The sequence below is a fragment of the Bacillus sp. SRL337 genome, assembly GCF_984799155.1.
The window spans coordinates 1,580,489-1,598,816 of sequence record NZ_OZ481793.1 but is presented as its reverse complement, the minus strand read 5'-3'; the positions used below and the strand labels follow the sequence as shown (position 1 = coordinate 1,598,816).

The window sequence follows — 18,328 nt, the reverse complement described above, 5'->3', positions numbered from 1 at the left end:
CGTAACGAGAATGACACGCCGGATTCTAATGGCTAATTGGCTTTCAAATCCGATGCTCGAGGGTGATTTTCCGCTTCTTCTGCCTCTGTCAAGCTTCCACCATCCTTGACTCGCTGCCTGAAGGCTACTAGTTAAAGAAACGTACTGTCCCTTTCATTGCGTTGCAGTATAATTGTAAAATCCATTATATGAAATATACACTTATTTCGTCAAGCTGTCTTCTTCTTTCAGTGTCTTTAGGTCGGTTGCATCAATTTCAAATTCCATGATTTGATCCCAGTCATCACTGCTGAGCAGATCAAGCTGTGCCTCGATCAACATCTTAAAACGGGTTCTGAAAACTTTGGACTGCTTTTTCAATTCTTCAATTTCCATAGCGATCTTTCTTGCTTTGGAGAGTGATTCGTTAACAATCCTGTCAGCATTTTTCTCTGCTTCCTTGACAATCAGTTTGGCTTCCTTAGAGGCATTTCTGCGGACTTCTTCTCCAGCTTCCTGGGCGATGACGATTGATTTGTTCAATGTCTCTTCAATGTTGGTGAAGTGGCCCAGTCGCTCATTCATGGAACCAAGAGATTCTTCCAGCTCTTTTTTTTCGCGAAGAAGGATCTCATAATCTTTAATGATCTGATCAAGAAATTCATTCACTTCATCTTCATCATAACCCCGGAATCCGCGACTGAATTCTTTGTTATGTATATCTAACGGCGTTAAAGGCATAATGCCACCTCCATATCGAAGTAAGTATTCTATTCCTATTATAACTGAATTTTCGACAGTTTGTGGGGATTTCCCTTTATTTTTCGAAAATTTATTTCAGAATACCAGCGGCAATTCGAAATTTGTCTCTTTTTGTTTTGCCTTCAATGGAAATCAATTTGCTTCTGCCATGTCCCCTCATGGAGAACACATCTCCTTCACCCACTTCAAATGATGGATTTTCGACTACTCTCCAATTCACCTTTACTACTCCCCCTTTGATAAGGGTTTGGACCTTCTGCCTGGATATATTGTAAAGTGCTGAGAGGATCACATCGAGGCGGAGGGAACTTGCAGTGGTCACGTTTTCCTGCCATTCTTCTGAAGAAGTGATCATGTCTTCAAATGGCTGCCTTTCCATTGTCACATTAGTCCTTCCAACTTCCCTGAAATTCATTTCAACAAAATCGGCGATCTCAGCGGCTGTCAATAGTTGGACCCTGTCCCCGTTAATGAGGATATCCCCGAATTTTTCCCTTTTCAAGCCTATAGACATAAGAGCCCCCAGTATCTGCGGGTGTTCAAGGGTAACAAATTTTTGTGGATAGTTAATCTCAAATAAGGTGACAGCAAAATCAGATTGGGATGGCTCAAAGTAATCCGGATACAATATGCACCGCTTTCGTTCAACATGCTCGTATTCAGGGTAAAAACTGAAATTGATATCGCTGTTCTTACCGATTATGGCAGTAAGAATGTATTGCTGCCTGGGATCTAAAAAATCGGTAACTTTTGGAGAATAAGAATATTCCACAACATCACGCCATGCCAATACACTGTCAATAAAGTCTTTTTCCTCTTTTCTAAAATGCTGATAAATCGATGTCATGTTTTTCACCTGCTTTTAATGATGAGTGGCAGATAATGATGCCTTTAAGAATGAAAAAAGGAGTACCTGAATGGTCTCCCTTAATTTTAGTGCTCTATTCTTCAACAGGGATTCTCAACGGCATTAAATAAACCATCTGTACAGTTCAAGAATACCTGTTTTGGCTAAACTCAATACAATGAACGCCACAATTGGAGATATATCAATCATTCCGATGGCCGGCACAATTCTGCGGAACGGCTCTAAATAGGGTTCACATATCCTTGCCAGAAACTTACCAATTGCAGTCTCCCTTGCATTAGGAAACCAGGACATTAAGATATAAATGATCAATGCCCAGGAGTAGAGCTCAATCAGTCTGTATAAAGTTGCAATTACAAAATCCATAGTTCACATTACCACCTTGTATTATGGTTATCTTCCTCCTGCAGGAACTCTGTAATATTTCCTGCCACTTCAACATTGTCAGGAGTACAAAGGAAGATATTGCTGCCGATCCTCTGGATGTCGCCTCCCAATGCATAAACAGTACCACTTAAAAAGTCTACAATCCGCTTTGCCTGGTCATGCTGAATTCTTTGCAGATTAACGACAATTGCTTTCCGATTTTTAAGGTGATCGGCGATCTCTTGCGCTTCTGCATACACTCTTGGTTCTACGATGATCATTTTTGAAGACTTCTGGACACTTTGCAGACTGACCACATTTTGCTTTGTCGATGAAGGCTGTTGTTGCTTCACTGGCAGCTTCTCCTCATACTGTTCCTCAGTATAGCTTTGATCCTGTTCAAATTCTTCCTCATCCAGCAGAAAAAAGTTCTTGAATTTTGACTTGATTCCCACTTGTCTGCCTCCTTTTAATCTTCTCCTACAAGTGCTGTACCAACCCGAATAAAGGTGGCTCCTTCTTCGATGGCTATCATAAAATCATTTGACATTCCCATAGAAAGTTCTGTACAGGGTGCATGTTCAAGTCCCATTGCAGCAACCCCTGTCTGGAGGGCCTTCATTTGTTTGAAATACCCTCTCAACTCAGTTTCATCATCGATGTTGGGCATCATGGCCATCAAGCCTGCCACTTTCACACTCTCAAATTGGCTCAAACCTTTTATGAATGAGGTTACCTCATCAGGTGGAAGTCCATGCTTTGATTCTTCCCCGGAGACGTTCACTTGGACAAAACAAGAAACCGGCCGGGAAGCCCTCTTATTTATTTCCTTTGCCAGCGACTTTCGGTCCAAGGAGTGTATGTATGATACTTTATCTATGATATTCTTTACTTTCCTTGATTGAAGTGACCCAATGAAGTGCCACTCGGGCTTGTCCTTCAACTGTTCCCATTTGGAAATCAGTCCTTCATCCCTGTTTTCACCGAGGTGGGTAAGACCGGCTTCAATAGCCTCCTTAGCCCTTTCAATCGATACATATTTTGTAACGGCAACTATTGTGATCTCTTCACGATCTCTGCCGGAAGCTTCACAGGCTGCATTGATTTTTTCGTTGATGATCTGGAGCTTATCCTTAACATCCATGAAGCGTCACTCCTTCCAGCCGATAAAGCTCATAATCCTGCCTGTCTTACCGCTGTCTCTACGGTGAGAAAAGAATTCCTTTTCATTACAGGCCGTACATAGGTCTGACACGGTAATATTTTTGGAAGGGACTCCCATGTTTCTGAGTGCCAGATAATTGGTTCTTTTAAGATCAAGCTCATATTGTCCTTCATATTTAAGATTATATGGCTTTTCATTACAATCTTCTAGTAGTTTTTTCACTTTGTCAATAACTCTGTCGTCTACCTGATAACATTTCCTGCAAATAGAGGGTCCGATTGCCGTCAGTATCTCCTCTGACCTTGCTCCGTAATGATTAAATTCCCTTATCATGTTACCAGCGATGTCAAGGACGGTGCCTTTCCATCCAGCATGGGCGACCCCTATCAGCCTTCCCTCCGGGTATAGGAAATACAGCGGAACACAGTCAGCGTAGCACATGGTCAGGAGCAAATCCGGTTCATCGGTGATTAAGCCATCAGCATCCATGATACTCGTTGCATAATCCAATGCACCCTTACCGCCATCTTTATGCGTTGCCCGTCGAATATTATTTCCATGTGTTTGCTCAGTACATACCCATGTTTTCAGTGGAAAATGGATACTATCCGCAACTCGCTTGCGATTCTGCCGAACTGTATCCACTTCATCCTTTACATGGAGTCCCATATTTAGAGATTGAAATGGTCCTTCACTGAAACCTCCTTGCTTACTGGTAATCCCTGCTGTCAAGCCGGGCACAAGATTTTCCCATTCAGGAAGGGAGAAATTTAGATGATTTTCTTTAAAGAAGGCTTGTTGAGTCACTGCAATGTCTCCTTCCTTTTTCTACAGTTTATCACAAACTCCCCTTTACCGTCATAATCCTTCTATCTGACCGCTTTTACTTGGCAGTTTGCCCATAGCTTGAAGATGAGAGCAGTTCTTTCTTTCCTGCATGCATAGGTTTTCCTTATATTGATGGCAATTCTTCAGATATTCTTTTCATTGTTTCTTCGGTTCTTCCAACTGAGCCTGGAGATAATGGTTATCCTTATGCCGCACCAAAATGACATCCTCGCCGATTTTGACAATGGAAGTCCAAGGTATAACCACATCTTCTTCCTTCGCAAAAAAACCCAGCAGCTTACCGTTTCTGCCGATCACGATCGCTTCTATCCTGCCGGTATCGAGATTAATCTCTATATCAGCTATATTTCCTAATTTTCTCCCATCTGATATGCTCACAACATCCTTTACTTGAAAATCTGATATCCTTACCATGTCTCTCCCTCTTTCTCTGAAGTCTTATAAAAAATATATGCAAAACAAAATGGGGTCATGCCCCGTCTTATTCACGGGGCATGACCCATTATTGAATATTCTTATTCATTTGTTTGATAGCAGCCTTTTCAAGCCTGGATACTTGTGCTTGTGAGATACCGATTTCCTCTGCGACTTCCATTTGGGTTTTTCCTTGGAAGAAGCGTTTCCGTATAATCATCTTCTCCCGGTCATTCAAACGTCTCATCCCTTCTTGAAGAGCAATTTCCTCAATCCAGGTATGATCTCTGTTTTTTTCATCACTAAGCTGATCCATTACAAATATTGGGTCACCGCCATCATTATAAATCGGTTCGAACAGGGAAACAGGATCTTGAATCGCATCCATCGCAAATACAATATCTTCATGCGGGACATCAAGCACCTTGGCAATTTCCTCCGCTGTTGGTTCTTTTGAAGTCTCGCCCATCAGCCTCTCGCGTACCTGAAGAGCTTTATAGGCTATATCCCTAAGAGACCGGGAAACTCTTATCGGATTGTTATCTCTTAGATAACGGCGGATCTCTCCGATAATCATTGGTACCGCATAGGTGGAAAATCGTACATTTTGTCCAAGGTCAAAGTTATCGATCGACTTCATTAGACCGATACATCCAACTTGAAACAGATCATCCACATATTCTCCGCGATTATTGAACCTTTGAATGACACTGAGAACAAGACGAAGGTTCCCGTTTACTAATTTTTCTCTGGCTGAGATATCCCCCGCCTGCATTTCCCGAAAGAGTTTTCTCATTTCCTCATTCTTTAGAACGGGAAGCTTTGATGTATCAACACCACAGATTTCAACTTTATTTCGTGTCAAATTCCTTCCCTCCTTACAGGAGTTGCTGTACAAAAGTCAGTATCTCCCCGGGAGGGAAATTTATGCACCGCCATCCATCTCTCCCACATATTGAAAATACTTCCAATCAAGGCAGGACAAGGGTTCTATAATCACAAAAATTTTTTTGGGACAAAAAAAGAAGCGATTCAATTTTTGAATCGCTCCTCTTTCCAAAAGGCTGTTTTCGCATATATTGTTGCTTCCGGAAAAATCCCAAAAGCCGGATTCTTCCCCTGCATACTACGTTTTTCGCTCTCAACGAAGAGAGAAGCTCTTTTCTCTCTTGCTGGTTTTTCCGGTTCATTACTCCACTATCTTTCTGAATTATTATCAAACAGCAACAAAGTTTACCAAAAGAACCTTCCAAAATTACACCATCTTGTTGAACTCTTTTTTCAGCCTTTTAATTATTCGTTTCTCTAATCTGGATATATAAGATTGCGATATTCCCAGCATATCTGCAACGTCCTTTTGTGTTTTTTCTTCTCCCCCCATAAGTCCAAATCTAAGTTCCATTATCTGTTTTTCCCTGTCTGAGAGTTCCGTCAATGCATTAAACAGAAGTTTTCTGTCAACTGTAGCTTCAAGGTCTTTCGTAATGATATCCTCCTCGGTCCCCAAGACGTCAGATAGCAGCAGTTCGTTTCCATCCCAATCGATATTCAATGGTTCATCAAAGGAAACTTCCGACCTTATCTTATTATTTCTCCTCAGATACATTAGGATCTCATTTTCTATACACCTGGATGCATAGGTGGCCAACTTGATTTTCTTTTCTGGATTAAACGTGTTTACAGCCTTGATTAAACCGATGGTACCGATACTAATGAGATCTTCTATGTTGATTCCGGTATTTTCAAATTTTCTTGCAATATATACCACAAGCCTAAGGTTCCTTTCTATCAAGAGAGAGCGGGCTGTTTTATCACCATTCGGAAGTTTTTTAAGCAATACCTCTTCTTCTTCTTTTGAAAGAGGAGGCGGAAGTGCCTCACTGCCGCCTATGTAATAAATCTCATCTGTTTTAATCCCCAGCTTGATGAGAAGCTTATACCAATAATATGTAAGTTTAAGCCGCAAATTTTTCAATGTAGTTCCCCCTTCTATTTTGATGGATAACGAGTATAGTAGTAGTGGCATGTGTTAAGATACGTTTCTAAGCGGAGAAGATGCCATCATCCTCGGATGAACAATGCAGTTGAATGTATCGTCTGCAGAAAAGACGATATCCTGAAATACAACCAGTCCTTTTTTACATATCCACGTTTCTTCTCCTTTTCTTATTACAATGGAGTCAGGCTTAAAAGCAATAAGGAGTTGATTCTTCTTTCCGACTGACTGCGCAGGGATAAACCGGACACGATCCTCCCATTCCCGAGATAGTGAATGGTTTCCACTCATGATGTCTTCATTATCTTCTGAGAGTCCAATTATTTCGTTTGGAAGCTTCTCATTCAAACCTTTTGAAGAAATCAACATTACAGGACTTTTACTTAGTGGATCGTAAAGCTGATTACCGCTGTCGACCAACCCTTTCAGCTCAAGTTTCACCCCGTTTATCTCAACCTCAATACCGACAATTTGGTCATATTGAATATTGACTGTCTCTATACTGCTTACACGGCTCCGGGAAAAATACCAGGCTGCGGGAAGGGCAAACATGACAAACACCCAGCTGATTGGATCTCCAAACCCCTTCACACTTGCCAAGAACATGGAAGATTGGAGGTTATTATCAAACTTTAAAAAATAATGGACTCCGATCAAAAACCCTCCCGTTAGAAAAGTTGCAAAATAAAGCATCAGTAAATTCCCAACAAAGAATCGAAAACGCTTGAATCCGAATGCGGCCACCACCATGACGATCGAGAAGGATAATTTGACCAGCGGATGACCACTGATATAGGCATAAGGGGTAAAGGATAACAATACAATGAAGGAGCCGATAAACCCACCCGAAAATATTCTCCACCACTTTAGATGTCTCTTTAGGAATAATGCAGTCATCATCAGCAATATGCTGTCTATCAAAAAATTTAATAGCCAAATGACATCTAAATACAGAACCAACCTTTTCCCTCCTTTTGGTCCATCATTACTGACTGTTATGTGAAGTATATCGTACATACTCTCTTGAAGTGTGTCACTTTCTGTAGGCAAAGAAGTGAAACTTTTCATACTCTCGTTCGAATATTGTCAAATTATTTTATGCATCCCATGGGACAGAGCCTCATCAATAAGGTCTGTCATAAGGGTTTGAAGCCTCTATATGAGGTAAGAGGGCTGACAACAAACGAAACGATTGAATGTTGCTTTATCTCCGGGACATTTCCGCAATCATTGTGGCTTTTTTATAAGTAATGGCTTTCTGCTTTAGGCGCACACACCTCGTAAGGTAAGTGAACTAGAAGGAGGAACCCGCCATTGAGTTCCATATGGATTAGAGGTCGCACGCCTTCAGCTCCAAGCCTCCAACATAAAAGGCTAGAGAGGGTAAAACCACAATAAAACCGGAAAGAGCAGATTTACGCCAAACGAACTGCAGGGCTTGTGCACGGCATATAGAAATCAGGAAGAGCGGAGGGTCAATGGTGACTTATCTCTAAAAACCCGAAAGACACGATCAGTTATCTGCGGACTGGCTCCGCAAAAAGATATAAGTAAATGCAACGAAAGGAATGAATTGATTGATGTGACTTTTTTTAAGGAGTGGACTACCGTTCGATAGCCGTAGGAGACTTGGAGCTGGATTTGCAAGGAGGTTTCGGGATTTCTTCTGGCTGCTGGAGCAGAAACTGGACCTATCCAGCCATCCAGCAGTAGGTTGTACACTTTTCACTCCAATTAACTATATTTACCTTCATTTGCCAAAAGTGAAATAGAGTGTAAATCTAATTAATTATAATCAATACTCCTATAAGAATATTACTCAAACCCTTTGTGGGTATGTTATCAGTCAATGCTGAAGGTTTTTTACCAGCTAACAACAAACAAAATAGGCTCAAGGAATTTATCCTTGAGCCTTTTGAGCCTTTACATTATCGGCGACGGTTACGATTTCGCAGGAAAGTCGGGATATCCAGTGTCTCTTCCGCTCCCTGTCCGCTTGTACGAGAAGGTTCCTGTTGTTGCTGAGGTTCCTCTCTTTTGGGTTCACGCTTTGAAGCCTGCTGCTGGGTAACATGATTATTGTTCGGCTTCATTCCACCAAATGCAGGTCTTGTTTGTTTAGGCTGGACAGCTTCTTCGTTAAAACCTGTCGCAATGACTGTAACAACGATGTCATCTTTCAGCTCTTCATTAATAACAGAACCGAAAATCATATTGACTTCCTGGTCTGATGCAGAAGCTACAATATCGGCAGCTTCCTGAACTTCATAAAGTGAAAGGTTTGTGCCTCCAGTAATATTCATCAAGACACCTTGAGCACCATCAAGTGAAGTTTCAAGCAAAGGACTGGAAATAGCCTTTTTCGCTGCCTCGGTGGCACGATTTTCACCGGACGCAGCTCCAATCCCCATCAAAGCAGATCCTTTATTGGACATGATTGTCTTTACATCCGCAAAGTCAAGGTTGATAAGGCCTGGTGTCGCAATAAGGTCTGAAATGCCCTGAACACCCTGACGCAATACGTTATCAGCCTCACGGAATGCTTCAAGCATAGGGGTGCTCTTATCAACAATTTCAAGAAGTCGGTCATTTGGGATGACGATCAAGGTATCAACGGCATCCTTCATCGCACTAATTCCGCCGCTTGCCTGGGTTGAACGCTTTCTCCCTTCAAAGGTGAATGGCCGGGTAACAACCCCTACAGTCAAAGCGCCAATTTCCTTGGCAATCCCTGCAATTACGGGAGCTGCACCAGTTCCGGTTCCTCCACCCATTCCGGCGGTTACGAACACCATGTCTGCTCCTTTAAGGGCTTCTTCGATTTGTTCCTTACTTTCTTCAGCAGCCTTCTTACCAACTTCAGGGTTTGCACCTGCTCCAAGACCTCTGGTAAGCTTACCGCCAATTTGCATCTTGATTTCTGCTTTTGATAAATTCAATGCTTGTGCATCAGTATTTACCGCTATAAATTCTACTCCTTGTACACCATGCTCAATCATTCGATTGACGGCGTTATTTCCGCCGCCTCCTACCCCGATTACTTTTATGGTGGCTAATGAATCTAAATTTGTATCAAACTCTAACATGAAACATCCTCCTAATTCCTCGATTCTCAACCTATTTGAAGCTATTCAAAAAAGTAGCCGAAAAATTTCTTCATTTTTGATGAGACTTTTTCCTCATTTGGCTTGTCCGGTTTTGGTTTTGGTTTGTCAATTTGCTCAGGCTTCGTCTTACCATTCCTCTTTTCAGCAGGCTCTGCAGGGACAGGAGAGGCGCTTACGTTCCTCCCTTGTAATCTAGCATTTTTGTGAGCATATTTTATCAACCCTACAGACGTTGTATATTGAGGTTCTCGAACACCAATGTAATCAGGGACGGCTACTCTTACACGATTTTGGAAAACCAGCTGTGCGAGTTCAAGCACTCCCGGAAGATTGGCAATTCCGCCTGTCAGAACATAGCCGCCAGGCAAGTCATGGATACCCATTCTTCTTAATTCATGTCCAATCATATCGAATATTTCTTCTAATCTAGCTTCTATGATATCAGAAATTTCAAGCTGATTAAATTGTTGATGTTGATCACTGCCAATAATCGGTACACTGAACACTTCATCTTCAGAAGCATGATCATAAAAGGCATGTCCATATTTCACTTTGATCATCTCAGCATCCTCAGTTGAAGTTCTGAGTCCTATGGACAGGTCTTTCGTAATATGCTCCCCTCCTATCGGCAGGACTGAAGCAGCTTTTACATGACCATGCTCGAAGACTGCAATCGTTGTAGATCCGCCACCAATATCAATTAATGCCGCTCCAAGGCTCTGTTCATCCTTGGAAAGGGCGATGGAACCAGATGCCAAAGGCTGCAGCACTATATCCATTATTTCCAGACCGGCTTTTTCAACACAACGTAAAGTATTATGTAAAAGTGTCTTAGATCCTGTAATGATCGTGCCTTCCATCTCAAGTCTAACCCCGATCATTCCCCTTGGATCCGTAATTTCATCCAACCCATCCACGATGAATTGTTTAGGAATCACATTAACGATTTCCCGTTCAGGAGGAATCGAGATGACTTGGGCAGCATCCATTACACGTGCCACATCATCATCTGTGATTTCTCTGTTATCACTTGATACAGCCACCACCCCATGACACGCTTGAAGTGCGACTCCGTTTCCAGGTATCCCGACGATTACCTGGTTGATATTTATACCGACCATCCTTTCAGCTTGTTCGACGGCCTTTTTTATTGATTGAACAGTTTCATCTATATCCACTATGGAACCTTTTCGGATTCCTTGTGATTTGACATTACCTACACCTATGATGTTCAGAGAATCATTGGACATTTCTCCAATAATCACTTTCACTGTGGATGTACCGATGTCAAGACTTACAAAAATTTCATTGCTGTTCACTCTGTGGCACCTCCTTCAATTCTTATGTATTTTAGAACAACAAATTCGTTTAAAGTTGAGTTTTAAGTATATCTTATAAAAATATTCGTCGCTTTTAAAAGATTTCCCTTTTAATATTTCAATTTTTTTCTTTTTTTTCGCTATTTGTACTCCAGTTACTAATCAAAATCCTTCGTATGACTGCAATATTTTGAAATAGCCTGACACCAAACGCGAAAACTGCTGCTAAGTATAAGTCTACACCAAGATGGACACCTAGAAAAGCCAAACTTGCAGCCAATAAAATATTAAAGAAAAAACCCGAGACAAATACTTTGTCATCATAAATGTTTTGCAGGTGGGCCCTTATCCCACCAAACAATGTATCGAGAGCTGCTAATACCGCAATGGATAAGTAGTTTGAATATTCATCTGGGATCCTGATATCGGTAAGTAATCCAAGGATTACTCCTAGCAGCAACCCTAGAACGGGCAGCCACATTCTGTTAATTCCCTCCTTCTGTTACAGGGTCCATATACCGGATCCTGATAGTATCCTCATATGCCGGTACAGACAGGCTTTCCACAGGGGAGCCTATATTGACTCTCAGATTATCTATAAAGAAGTCTTCTATTGCCCGGGAAACCTGCATCCGATTGTGGAGATCTTGGGCAGCTTCCAGATCTTTGGTTAAGATCCTGATTTCAAACGGGATAGTATTAATCGAGTACCCGTCAATTTTCGTTTCTCCATTTATATCCCTGATGACTGAGGTGTTTATAAGCCTGCGGCCGTCAATGGAAATATCCCTGGCTCCATACTGATTCAACTCATTCACCAGTCTCTCAAGGAGATCAGGAGAAACAGATTTAACCTTCTCGCCCAACAGGACTTCTTCAACAGACGGTTCCACTGTGAGCACCAAGCCCGGACCGGATTTTTCAACGAGCCCTGCTTCCTGCTTAAGCTCCTCGAGAGTATCCCTTAAGGCCTGCTCCTGACTCGTCTGCCTCTCCGTTTCGTATTTCTTCAGTTTCTCATCAATCGACTGAAGTTCCTTAAGGAGATTCGAGCTCGTATCTTTTTCCATTTCTATGGCTTCTCTTAATTCCCATATATCCCTGGTATCCCTGATCACAGGTTCTTGAACTGTCTGGAACTGGACAGCCACCATGAATCCGATAATCAGGGTTATAAGAGTAAAGCTTACTTTATTGCCCACTCTTTCTCACCTTGCTTTCTATTTTCCAATACACAGGGTTATCCCGCCTTACGATTCACTGATTATAGGTTCAAATACCAACTTAGTTGCCTTTTTAAGGCTGAAATCGATATTTTCATTTACTAACTGATCCTTAACACCGCCTGTCAGATTAAGGGCGGAGGATAATACTTCGGGATCACCGATCGCAGTAATTTCAAACGGAGCACTGTAAGGAACCCCGTCAACGGTAATTACTGGTCCCGTGCATAGAATGTAAGAATCATGCTTGAGTCTCTGGCCATTGATAGCAACGGCAGAAGCACCTGCAATATACATTTCATTAATAACCTTATACACATGGTGCTCATGGACAATATAATTATTTACATTCGGCTCATCAGGATTATATTGGGAATCAGACAATGTCACACTTACGCCGGGTCCCTGTACTTTCACCTTCCCCAAGAACATCCTGTATTTTTCAGCATCTTCCGCAAGATTAAAGTATATCTGTTTTTCCTGGGAAAGTTCCTTTTCAATATCCACGATTTTTTGCTGTTTCTCATAAATCTCATTTTGTAAATCTGAATTATCTTCCTGACGGGTTATAAGCTGGCTGCGGAGCTTATCTTCTCTTTGCCACTGCCCGCTTGTCACCTGGGTTCCTTCCTGCTTCTCTGAATTGGCGAGACTGTAGGAAAAGGCCAGGATAAAGCCGAGAACCAGGCAGACCAGGGATAATGTTACGTGTCTAACTTTCACTTTCATCTTCATTACTCCCAGGTTCTCCTTCCGTATCATATTCTCTGAAATAGGAGCCGACTTCCAAATCTATGACTCCTTTGGATGATTCGCCAAGCTGGCTGACTATGGAAGGATAATGAACCATTTTTTCAGAAAAAGTCCTAATGGAAGCACTGACTTCATATCCATCGTTCATATACAATGAAACATGATAAGGGTCAGTTTTTTTGGGTGATAGGACAATTTCCGAAATGGAGTTCTTAATTTCTGAAGGCAGAAGTTTAAGCTCTGTTACCATTTCCTTAAGAATATCATCTTCTTTAAAACCTATCAGTATAGGTGCATCAGTCGGAAGTGATGCTAATTCCCTTGAGTCAAGCAGAACTCCATTTTCAAGAATGGGATAAAAACGTGTCTCACTAATCAAATAGGCTGCTTTCTCATACTCCTTAACCTGGATGGTTACCGTGTTGGGAAGCTGCAGCTTCACTTCGGCTCCGGAAACTTCAGGAACCTTTTTCAGTTCTCTTTCCGTCTCGGACCTGTCAACACTCCAAACATTAGTGCCCTTGGAAATCGAAATCTTCTCAAGAACCAATTCTTTGGAAACCAGGTGATTGCCTGTTATTACAATATCCTTTACCTGGCTTAAAGAGGACTGGAAATAAACCACAGTAAGAATGAGCAGAAGAAAAAGTGAGAGTAAAAATGTCAATCTGCGGTTAGCCTTTTTCTTTCGGTGTTGTTTAAGTTTCGGTATACGTTCTTCCAAGGACACAATTTTTCCCTTGTCCATACTTTTCTTTCCCCTCCAATTTCCATACCGCGCAAGGAAAGGCTTGTCCTTTTCCTTTATGTAAAAATCATTTTTCTTATAGTTTTATATCCTGCTGGATCTGTATGAAATCAGAGCTTTCACTTTTCTATTCAATACCTTTATTTTATATGAAGGGAAAAGATGATAAAAGAGGGTAGACTGTAATTTTCACAATATTTTTCTATTTTTTGTATTTTATCATAGCATCAGACCCCAGTTTCAGCCATTCACGGCGTAAACACATCCAAAATATTCCTTCTTGTGAATTTAATTACCTTTTTCTCACCCAAAAGCAAGGCCTTTCAGCGTATTCCCTATACTACTACATTTTAAACTCACACGGGTATTGATTATCAGAATGTCATTGAAATGTAAATAGGTTATCCGTTTTGTTACAAAATATAAAGCGGAAGCGGCCGTTCAGCAACGTACGGATTGGAGCACTGCCGCATCGAGATAAAGGAAACACGATGAACGAACGTGAATCGATGTTGACTTATCGCAAAGAAGGCAGTGTGAAATCCGCTAGTTGCTGGATTGATTAAAAAGCGCAAGCGGCCGTTCAGTGCCGTACGGATTGGAGGGCTTCCGCATGAGATATAGGAAACACGGCAAGCGGAGCGAGCCGATGTTGACTTATCGCAAGGAGGAAGACCGAAATCCTCTAGGCGCTGGCCGCTGGAGCTGGATTGATTAAAAAGCGCAAGCGCCTTGATCAGCCCCGACAGGCATAAGACAAGCCGGCGGGAAGGCTGCACTTTGCCTTCTCGGCGGATTGGCTTATGACCCCGAGGGGCTAGCTGGATTGATATAAAGCGGAAGCTGCCCCGGTCAGCGCTGTACAGATTGGAGGGCTCTTGCATGAGATATAGGAATCACGAAGAGCGACAGCGATTCGATGATGACTTATCGCTAAGAAGCGGAAAGGCCCGGTCGGCTGTGTACGGACTGGACCGGCTTCGCATCAGATAAAGGAAACACAGCGAACGCAGTGAGTTGATGTTGATTAATCATGAAAAAAGTTGAATGGCCTGCTCAATTTGTAAGGTTTATCCCTTCAATCTGCTCATGGCGGAAAGATTTCCTTACGACACAGTCGAGCTTCGATACACTTCACTCCTTTATTTCACTGTTCATATCCTTGAATAGCTCCCTGCAATATTCTTTCAAGAATACAAAAAACCGAAACACAGCATGAATCTGCATTCCGGTCATTGTCCCTATAGTCGTGAGTATCGGCTGATGTTCAACAACACACCGACTGCAAGAAGCATCAATGTCAATGATGACCCTCCATAACTCAAGAACGGAAGGGTTATACCGGTCACCGGCATCAATCCGGTCACCACCCCTACATTGATCATCACCTGGATGGCTATCATGGAAACAATCCCTACAGCCAGAAAGCTTCCGTACAAGTCTGGGGCACCAAGCGCAATACGAATTCCTCTCCAGAGCAGAAGAGCAAATAATAGAAGTACGAGACTGCCTCCTATGAAACCAAGTTCCTCAGCCAAAATGGCAAAAATGAAATCATTTTGCGGTTCTGGCAGATAAAAGAATTTCTGTCTGCTTTCACCAAGTCCCAATCCAAGGAGACCGCCGGGACCAATTGCATAAAGGGATTGGATCATTTGAAATCCACTGCCCAATGGGTCTTCCCACGGATCCAGGAATGAAGTGATCCGTTCCATTCGATACGGTGCAGACAACACCAGGGCAGCAAACCCTGCAAGCCCGGCGAGTCCCATCATGGCGAAATGGCTGATTTTTGCTCCTGCAATAAAAACCATAACAACAGCGGTCCCCACCATTACAGTGCCTGTCCCCAAGTCGGGCTGAAGCATAATCATTCCAAAAGCAGTGAATACAAGGAACAGCGAAGGGACCAGCCCTTTACGGAAAGAAGTTATGTACTTCTGGTTTTCCGACAAAAATTTTGCTAGAAAAGCAATCATGGCAATCTTCATAAATTCCGAAGGCTGAATCGAGAAAGCCCCGACACCTATCCAGCTCCTCGATCCGTTCCTCAGCACCCCGACACCTGGTATAAGAACCAGGACCAACAGCACAAAACATACAATAATAATGACTTTCCCCCAGGTCCTCCATGTCCAATAGTCAACATTCATGATAAAAAACATAGCCAGAACCCCCACTCCTGCAAAAAGCATCTGCCTTTTTGCAAAGAAGAAGGTATCATCGAATTTGTAATCAGCCCATATCGCGCTGGCGCTGTACACCATGATCAGCCCGATGGCCAGCAAAGATAAAGTTACTACAATTAAAATGAAGTCTGGAGTAGATTTTTTCAAAGGCATCCTAACACCTCGATAGACTTATTTGAGCCGTTTCGAGCAATCAAAACCTTTGATTTCCGATGTCACACAAGCTGAATTTCTTCTTTATTGCTCCAAAATAGACAAGCCCTTATTAAAGCTTATGCACCTCTTCGATAAAAATGTCACCGCGGACTTCAAAAGTACGATATTGATCCCAGCTTGCACATGCAGGTGAGAGCAGGATTACATCCCCTTCATCTGAAACCTCATAAGCGGCAGGTACTGCAGCCTCTACATTATCGACACGTTTTATAGTTTGTATCCCTGCTTTAGCCGCTGTTTCCATTAATTTTGGTGCTGTTTCCCCAAAAGTGACGAGGGCTTTGACATGGGTCATATATGGAATCAGTTCGTCGAAGCTGTTTCCTCTGTCCAGCCCGCCTGCAAGCAGGATGGTTGGCTGATCAAATGCTTCCAACGCACTTTTGGCTGCCAGAACATTGGTGGCTTTAGAATCGTTATAAAATGACCTGCCGCCCAGTGTTCTTACAAATTGTGTCCTATGCTTAACTCCGGTGAATGTCTTGAGGACTTCTTGAATCGCTTCATTGTCTACTCCGGTGATCTTTGAAGCGATGACCGCACAAAGGATATTTTCTAGATTGTGTTTTCCAGGCAGGGCAACCATGGATGTATTCATGATTCTTTCATTATCAAACCAAATGAACCCATCTTTAATACTTGCCCCTTTTTCCAATTGCTTCTTTGTTGAAAAATAAATCTTTTCTGCCTTAGAATAACGTAAAAGTTCATCCAGCTCCGGCTGGTCAGCGTTGATGATAAGATAATCATCTTCTGTCTGGTTAGCTGTGATATTTGCTTTGGCTTTGGCATACTCATCAATTGAACCATGATAATCAAGATGGGCTTCATAGAGATTGATGAAGATGCTTATTTTAGGTCGGAACGTGTCGATCCCCATCAGTTGGAAAGAAGAAAGTTCAATGACCACGTTGTTTTCTTCTTCAGCAGTCTGCGCAACTTCAGAAGCCACGGTTCCGATATTCCCCGCAATCAAAGGATGTTTCCCGCCTTTATTTAGCATCTCATACACTAAGGTTGTTGTTGTCGTTTTTCCATTTGTACCCGTAATGCCTATAAATGGTGCCTCTGAAACCAAATAGGCCAACTCCACTTCAGTAAGGACAGGAATCCCCTTTTCCACAGCTCCGCTCACCAAAGGGTTTTCATACGGAATGCCGGGATTCTTAACTATGTAGTCAAAACCTTCATCCAGGAGTTCAATGGGATGGCTTCCACAAATAACCTTGATCCCTTGCTGAAGAAGACCTTGTGCTTCCGGATTTTCAGAAAAAGGTTTACGGTCATTCACTGTGACGAATGCCTCTAACTTATGAAGCAGCGAGGCTGCGCTGACCCCGCTTTTTGCCAATCCCAATACTAGTACTTTTTTATGTTTGAATTTTAGAGTCGTTTTCAATTATATCCACACCTCAATATAAATTCCTAAAACTGCACACAGCAGGCCGACAGTCCAGAAAGTCACGACGACTCTCCACTCAGACCAGCCTACAAGTTCATAATGATGATGAAGCGGGCTCATTCTGAAGACCCTTTTTCCTGTTGTCTTGAACGAAATGACCTGTATGATGACAGAAAGCGTCTCAATGACGAAAACCCCGCCGATCAATATAAGCAGAATCTCAAGTTTTGTCAGTATGGCAATAGCTGCGATGGCTCCGCCAAGAGCAAGCGAACCAGTATCTCCCATGAATACCTTCGCAGGATGTGCATTAAAGACAAGGAACCCAAGGACAGCCCCTACCACTGCCACTGCAAAGATGGAAACATCATATTGAGACTGATTCCACGCGAGTACTGCAAGCGCTCCGAACGCGATGGCTGAAGTTCCGGAAACCAGACCGTCAAGCCCATCAGTCAAATTGACTGCATTAGAGAATCCAACCAGCCAAAAGATGATAAACAAGACATAAAACCATCCCAGGTCGACGCTTATATCTGTCAATGGAATGGAAACAGTCGAAGCAAAATCGTTTTGTTGATAAACATAGAAAAAGACAGCTGAGATAACGATCTGCCCGGCAAGTTTCTGCTTGGAAGTCAATCCAAGGTTCCTTTTCATGACTACTTTTATAAAATCATCAAGGAAACCCAAAAAACCGAATCCGACTGTTACAAGGAGCAAGAGGAATGTTTCAGCGCCAAACTCAGAATACCTGCTTGTTATGAAAAGTGTAGTTATCAATATCGACAGAAGGAACACCAATCCTCCCATAGTCGGTGTCCCGGATTTCTTCTGATGGGATTTCGGCCCCTCTTCTCTGATGCTCTGCCCGAACTTAAGCCTTCTTAAGAAGGGAATAAATATCGGGGAAAGGACAACTGTTACTATGAAGCCCATTAGTATCGTATAAAAGATCACATTTTCTGCCAT

At 42.4% G+C, this 18,328-nt stretch carries 19 protein-coding genes and 1 other annotated feature (1 of these 20 only partly in view); all 19 genes read right to left on the bottom strand.

Annotation, left to right across the window (positions count from 1 at the left end; translation table 11 throughout):
- Positions 1-166: a binding site (T-box leader), on the bottom strand (it extends 74 nt beyond the left edge of the window).
- 35 nt (positions 167-201) lie between these two features.
- Entirely contained in the window at positions 202-720 is a 519-nt protein-coding gene (locus tag AC4E8A_RS07825) for a DivIVA domain-containing protein (RefSeq protein WP_119545893.1), read from the bottom strand.
- A 91-nt stretch (positions 721-811) separates the two neighbouring features.
- Positions 812-1,588, bottom strand: coding sequence for a YlmH family RNA-binding protein (locus AC4E8A_RS07820; RefSeq protein WP_490197813.1), 777 nt, complete (start codon positions 1,586-1,588; stop codon positions 812-814).
- Positions 1,589-1,711: 123 nt separating this feature from the next.
- The gene (locus AC4E8A_RS07815) at positions 1,712-1,975 is read right to left on the bottom strand and encodes a YggT family protein (RefSeq protein ID WP_490197811.1); all 264 of its coding nucleotides are present in this window, start codon (positions 1,973-1,975) and stop codon (positions 1,712-1,714) included.
- A gap of 8 nt (positions 1,976-1,983) precedes the next feature.
- Entirely contained in the window at positions 1,984-2,430 is a 447-nt protein-coding gene (locus AC4E8A_RS07810; RefSeq protein ID WP_490197809.1) for a cell division protein SepF, read from the bottom strand.
- A 14-nt stretch (positions 2,431-2,444) separates the two neighbouring features.
- Positions 2,445-3,119: a YggS family pyridoxal phosphate-dependent enzyme gene (locus AC4E8A_RS07805; RefSeq protein WP_490197808.1), complete on the bottom strand. Its 675-nt coding sequence runs from the start codon at positions 3,117-3,119 to the stop codon at positions 2,445-2,447.
- Between the two features lie 6 nt (positions 3,120-3,125).
- Positions 3,126-3,947, bottom strand: coding sequence for a peptidoglycan editing factor PgeF (pgeF, locus tag AC4E8A_RS07800; protein ID WP_490197806.1), 822 nt, complete (start codon positions 3,945-3,947; stop codon positions 3,126-3,128).
- A 177-nt stretch (positions 3,948-4,124) separates the two neighbouring features.
- The gene (locus tag AC4E8A_RS07795; RefSeq protein WP_490197805.1) at positions 4,125-4,403 is read right to left on the bottom strand and encodes a YlmC/YmxH family sporulation protein; all 279 of its coding nucleotides are present in this window, start codon (positions 4,401-4,403) and stop codon (positions 4,125-4,127) included.
- A gap of 88 nt (positions 4,404-4,491) precedes the next feature.
- Entirely contained in the window at positions 4,492-5,268 is a 777-nt protein-coding gene (sigG, locus tag AC4E8A_RS07790) for an RNA polymerase sporulation sigma factor SigG (protein ID WP_148940290.1), read from the bottom strand.
- Between the two features lie 390 nt (positions 5,269-5,658).
- Positions 5,659-6,378 carry an RNA polymerase sporulation sigma factor SigE gene (gene sigE, locus AC4E8A_RS07785; RefSeq protein WP_490197804.1) on the bottom strand — a complete coding sequence of 240 codons (720 nt, stop codon included), beginning with the start codon at positions 6,376-6,378 and terminating at the stop codon, positions 5,659-5,661.
- A gap of 54 nt (positions 6,379-6,432) precedes the next feature.
- A complete protein-coding gene (gene spoIIGA / locus AC4E8A_RS07780) occupies positions 6,433-7,359 on the bottom strand; it encodes a sigma-E processing peptidase SpoIIGA (protein WP_490197803.1) in 927 nt (308 codons plus the stop codon).
- 968 nt (positions 7,360-8,327) lie between these two features.
- Entirely contained in the window at positions 8,328-9,485 is a 1,158-nt protein-coding gene (ftsZ, locus tag AC4E8A_RS07775; RefSeq protein ID WP_490197801.1) for a cell division protein FtsZ, read from the bottom strand.
- A gap of 41 nt (positions 9,486-9,526) precedes the next feature.
- On the bottom strand, positions 9,527-10,825 hold the full coding sequence (gene ftsA / locus AC4E8A_RS07770; protein ID WP_490197800.1) for a cell division protein FtsA: 1,299 nt from the start codon (positions 10,823-10,825) through the stop codon (positions 9,527-9,529).
- A 118-nt stretch (positions 10,826-10,943) separates the two neighbouring features.
- Entirely contained in the window at positions 10,944-11,306 is a 363-nt protein-coding gene (locus AC4E8A_RS07765) for a small basic family protein (RefSeq protein WP_119545880.1), read from the bottom strand.
- A 4-nt stretch (positions 11,307-11,310) separates the two neighbouring features.
- Complete coding sequence (locus AC4E8A_RS07760) at positions 11,311-12,027, bottom strand: DUF881 domain-containing protein (protein ID WP_490197798.1); 717 nt, start codon at positions 12,025-12,027, stop codon at positions 11,311-11,313.
- Between the two features lie 48 nt (positions 12,028-12,075).
- On the bottom strand, positions 12,076-12,783 hold the full coding sequence (locus tag AC4E8A_RS07755; protein ID WP_490197796.1) for a DUF881 domain-containing protein: 708 nt from the start codon (positions 12,781-12,783) through the stop codon (positions 12,076-12,078).
- Positions 12,761-13,549, bottom strand: a complete 789-nt coding sequence (locus AC4E8A_RS07750) for a cell division protein FtsQ/DivIB (protein ID WP_490197795.1) — start codon at positions 13,547-13,549, stop codon at positions 12,761-12,763. The genes AC4E8A_RS07755 and AC4E8A_RS07750 overlap by 23 nt, the downstream gene beginning before the upstream one ends.
- Before the next feature lie 1,241 nt (positions 13,550-14,790).
- Positions 14,791-15,891 carry a stage V sporulation protein E gene (gene spoVE / locus AC4E8A_RS07745; RefSeq protein WP_490197794.1) on the bottom strand — a complete coding sequence of 367 codons (1,101 nt, stop codon included), beginning with the start codon at positions 15,889-15,891 and terminating at the stop codon, positions 14,791-14,793.
- A gap of 112 nt (positions 15,892-16,003) precedes the next feature.
- The gene (gene murD, locus AC4E8A_RS07740; RefSeq protein ID WP_490197792.1) at positions 16,004-17,353 is read right to left on the bottom strand and encodes a UDP-N-acetylmuramoyl-L-alanine--D-glutamate ligase; all 1,350 of its coding nucleotides are present in this window, start codon (positions 17,351-17,353) and stop codon (positions 16,004-16,006) included.
- A complete protein-coding gene (mraY, locus tag AC4E8A_RS07735; protein ID WP_490197791.1) occupies positions 17,354-18,328 on the bottom strand; it encodes a phospho-N-acetylmuramoyl-pentapeptide-transferase in 975 nt (324 codons plus the stop codon).

What these genes read in the sequence shown, in the direction of transcription:
- AC4E8A_RS07825 (WP_119545893.1), bottom strand. Translation starts at nt 720, where the DNA reads ATGCCTTTAACGCCGTTAGATATACATAACAAAGAATTCAGTCGCGGA.
- AC4E8A_RS07820 (WP_490197813.1), bottom strand. Translation starts at nt 1,588, where the DNA reads ATGACATCGATTTATCAGCATTTTAGAAAAGAGGAAAAAGACTTTATT.
- AC4E8A_RS07815 (WP_490197811.1), bottom strand. Translation starts at nt 1,975, where the DNA reads ATGGATTTTGTAATTGCAACTTTATACAGACTGATTGAGCTCTACTCC.
- AC4E8A_RS07805 (WP_490197808.1), bottom strand. Translation starts at nt 3,119, where the DNA reads ATGGATGTTAAGGATAAGCTCCAGATCATCAACGAAAAAATCAATGCA.
- AC4E8A_RS07795 (WP_490197805.1), bottom strand. Translation starts at nt 4,403, where the DNA reads ATGGTAAGGATATCAGATTTTCAAGTAAAGGATGTTGTGAGCATATCA.
- ftsZ (WP_490197801.1), bottom strand. Translation starts at nt 9,485, where the DNA reads ATGTTAGAGTTTGATACAAATTTAGATTCATTAGCCACCATAAAAGTA.
- AC4E8A_RS07765 (WP_119545880.1), bottom strand. Translation starts at nt 11,306, where the DNA reads ATGTGGCTGCCCGTTCTAGGGTTGCTGCTAGGAGTAATCCTTGGATTA.
- AC4E8A_RS07755 (WP_490197796.1), bottom strand. Translation starts at nt 12,783, where the DNA reads ATGAAGATGAAAGTGAAAGTTAGACACGTAACATTATCCCTGGTCTGC.
- AC4E8A_RS07750 (WP_490197795.1), bottom strand. Translation starts at nt 13,549, where the DNA reads ATGGACAAGGGAAAAATTGTGTCCTTGGAAGAACGTATACCGAAACTT.
- spoVE (WP_490197794.1), bottom strand. Translation starts at nt 15,891, where the DNA reads ATGCCTTTGAAAAAATCTACTCCAGACTTCATTTTAATTGTAGTAACT.
- mraY (WP_490197791.1), bottom strand. Translation starts at nt 18,328, where the DNA reads ATGGCAGAAAATGTGATCTTTTATACGATACTAATGGGCTTCATAGTA.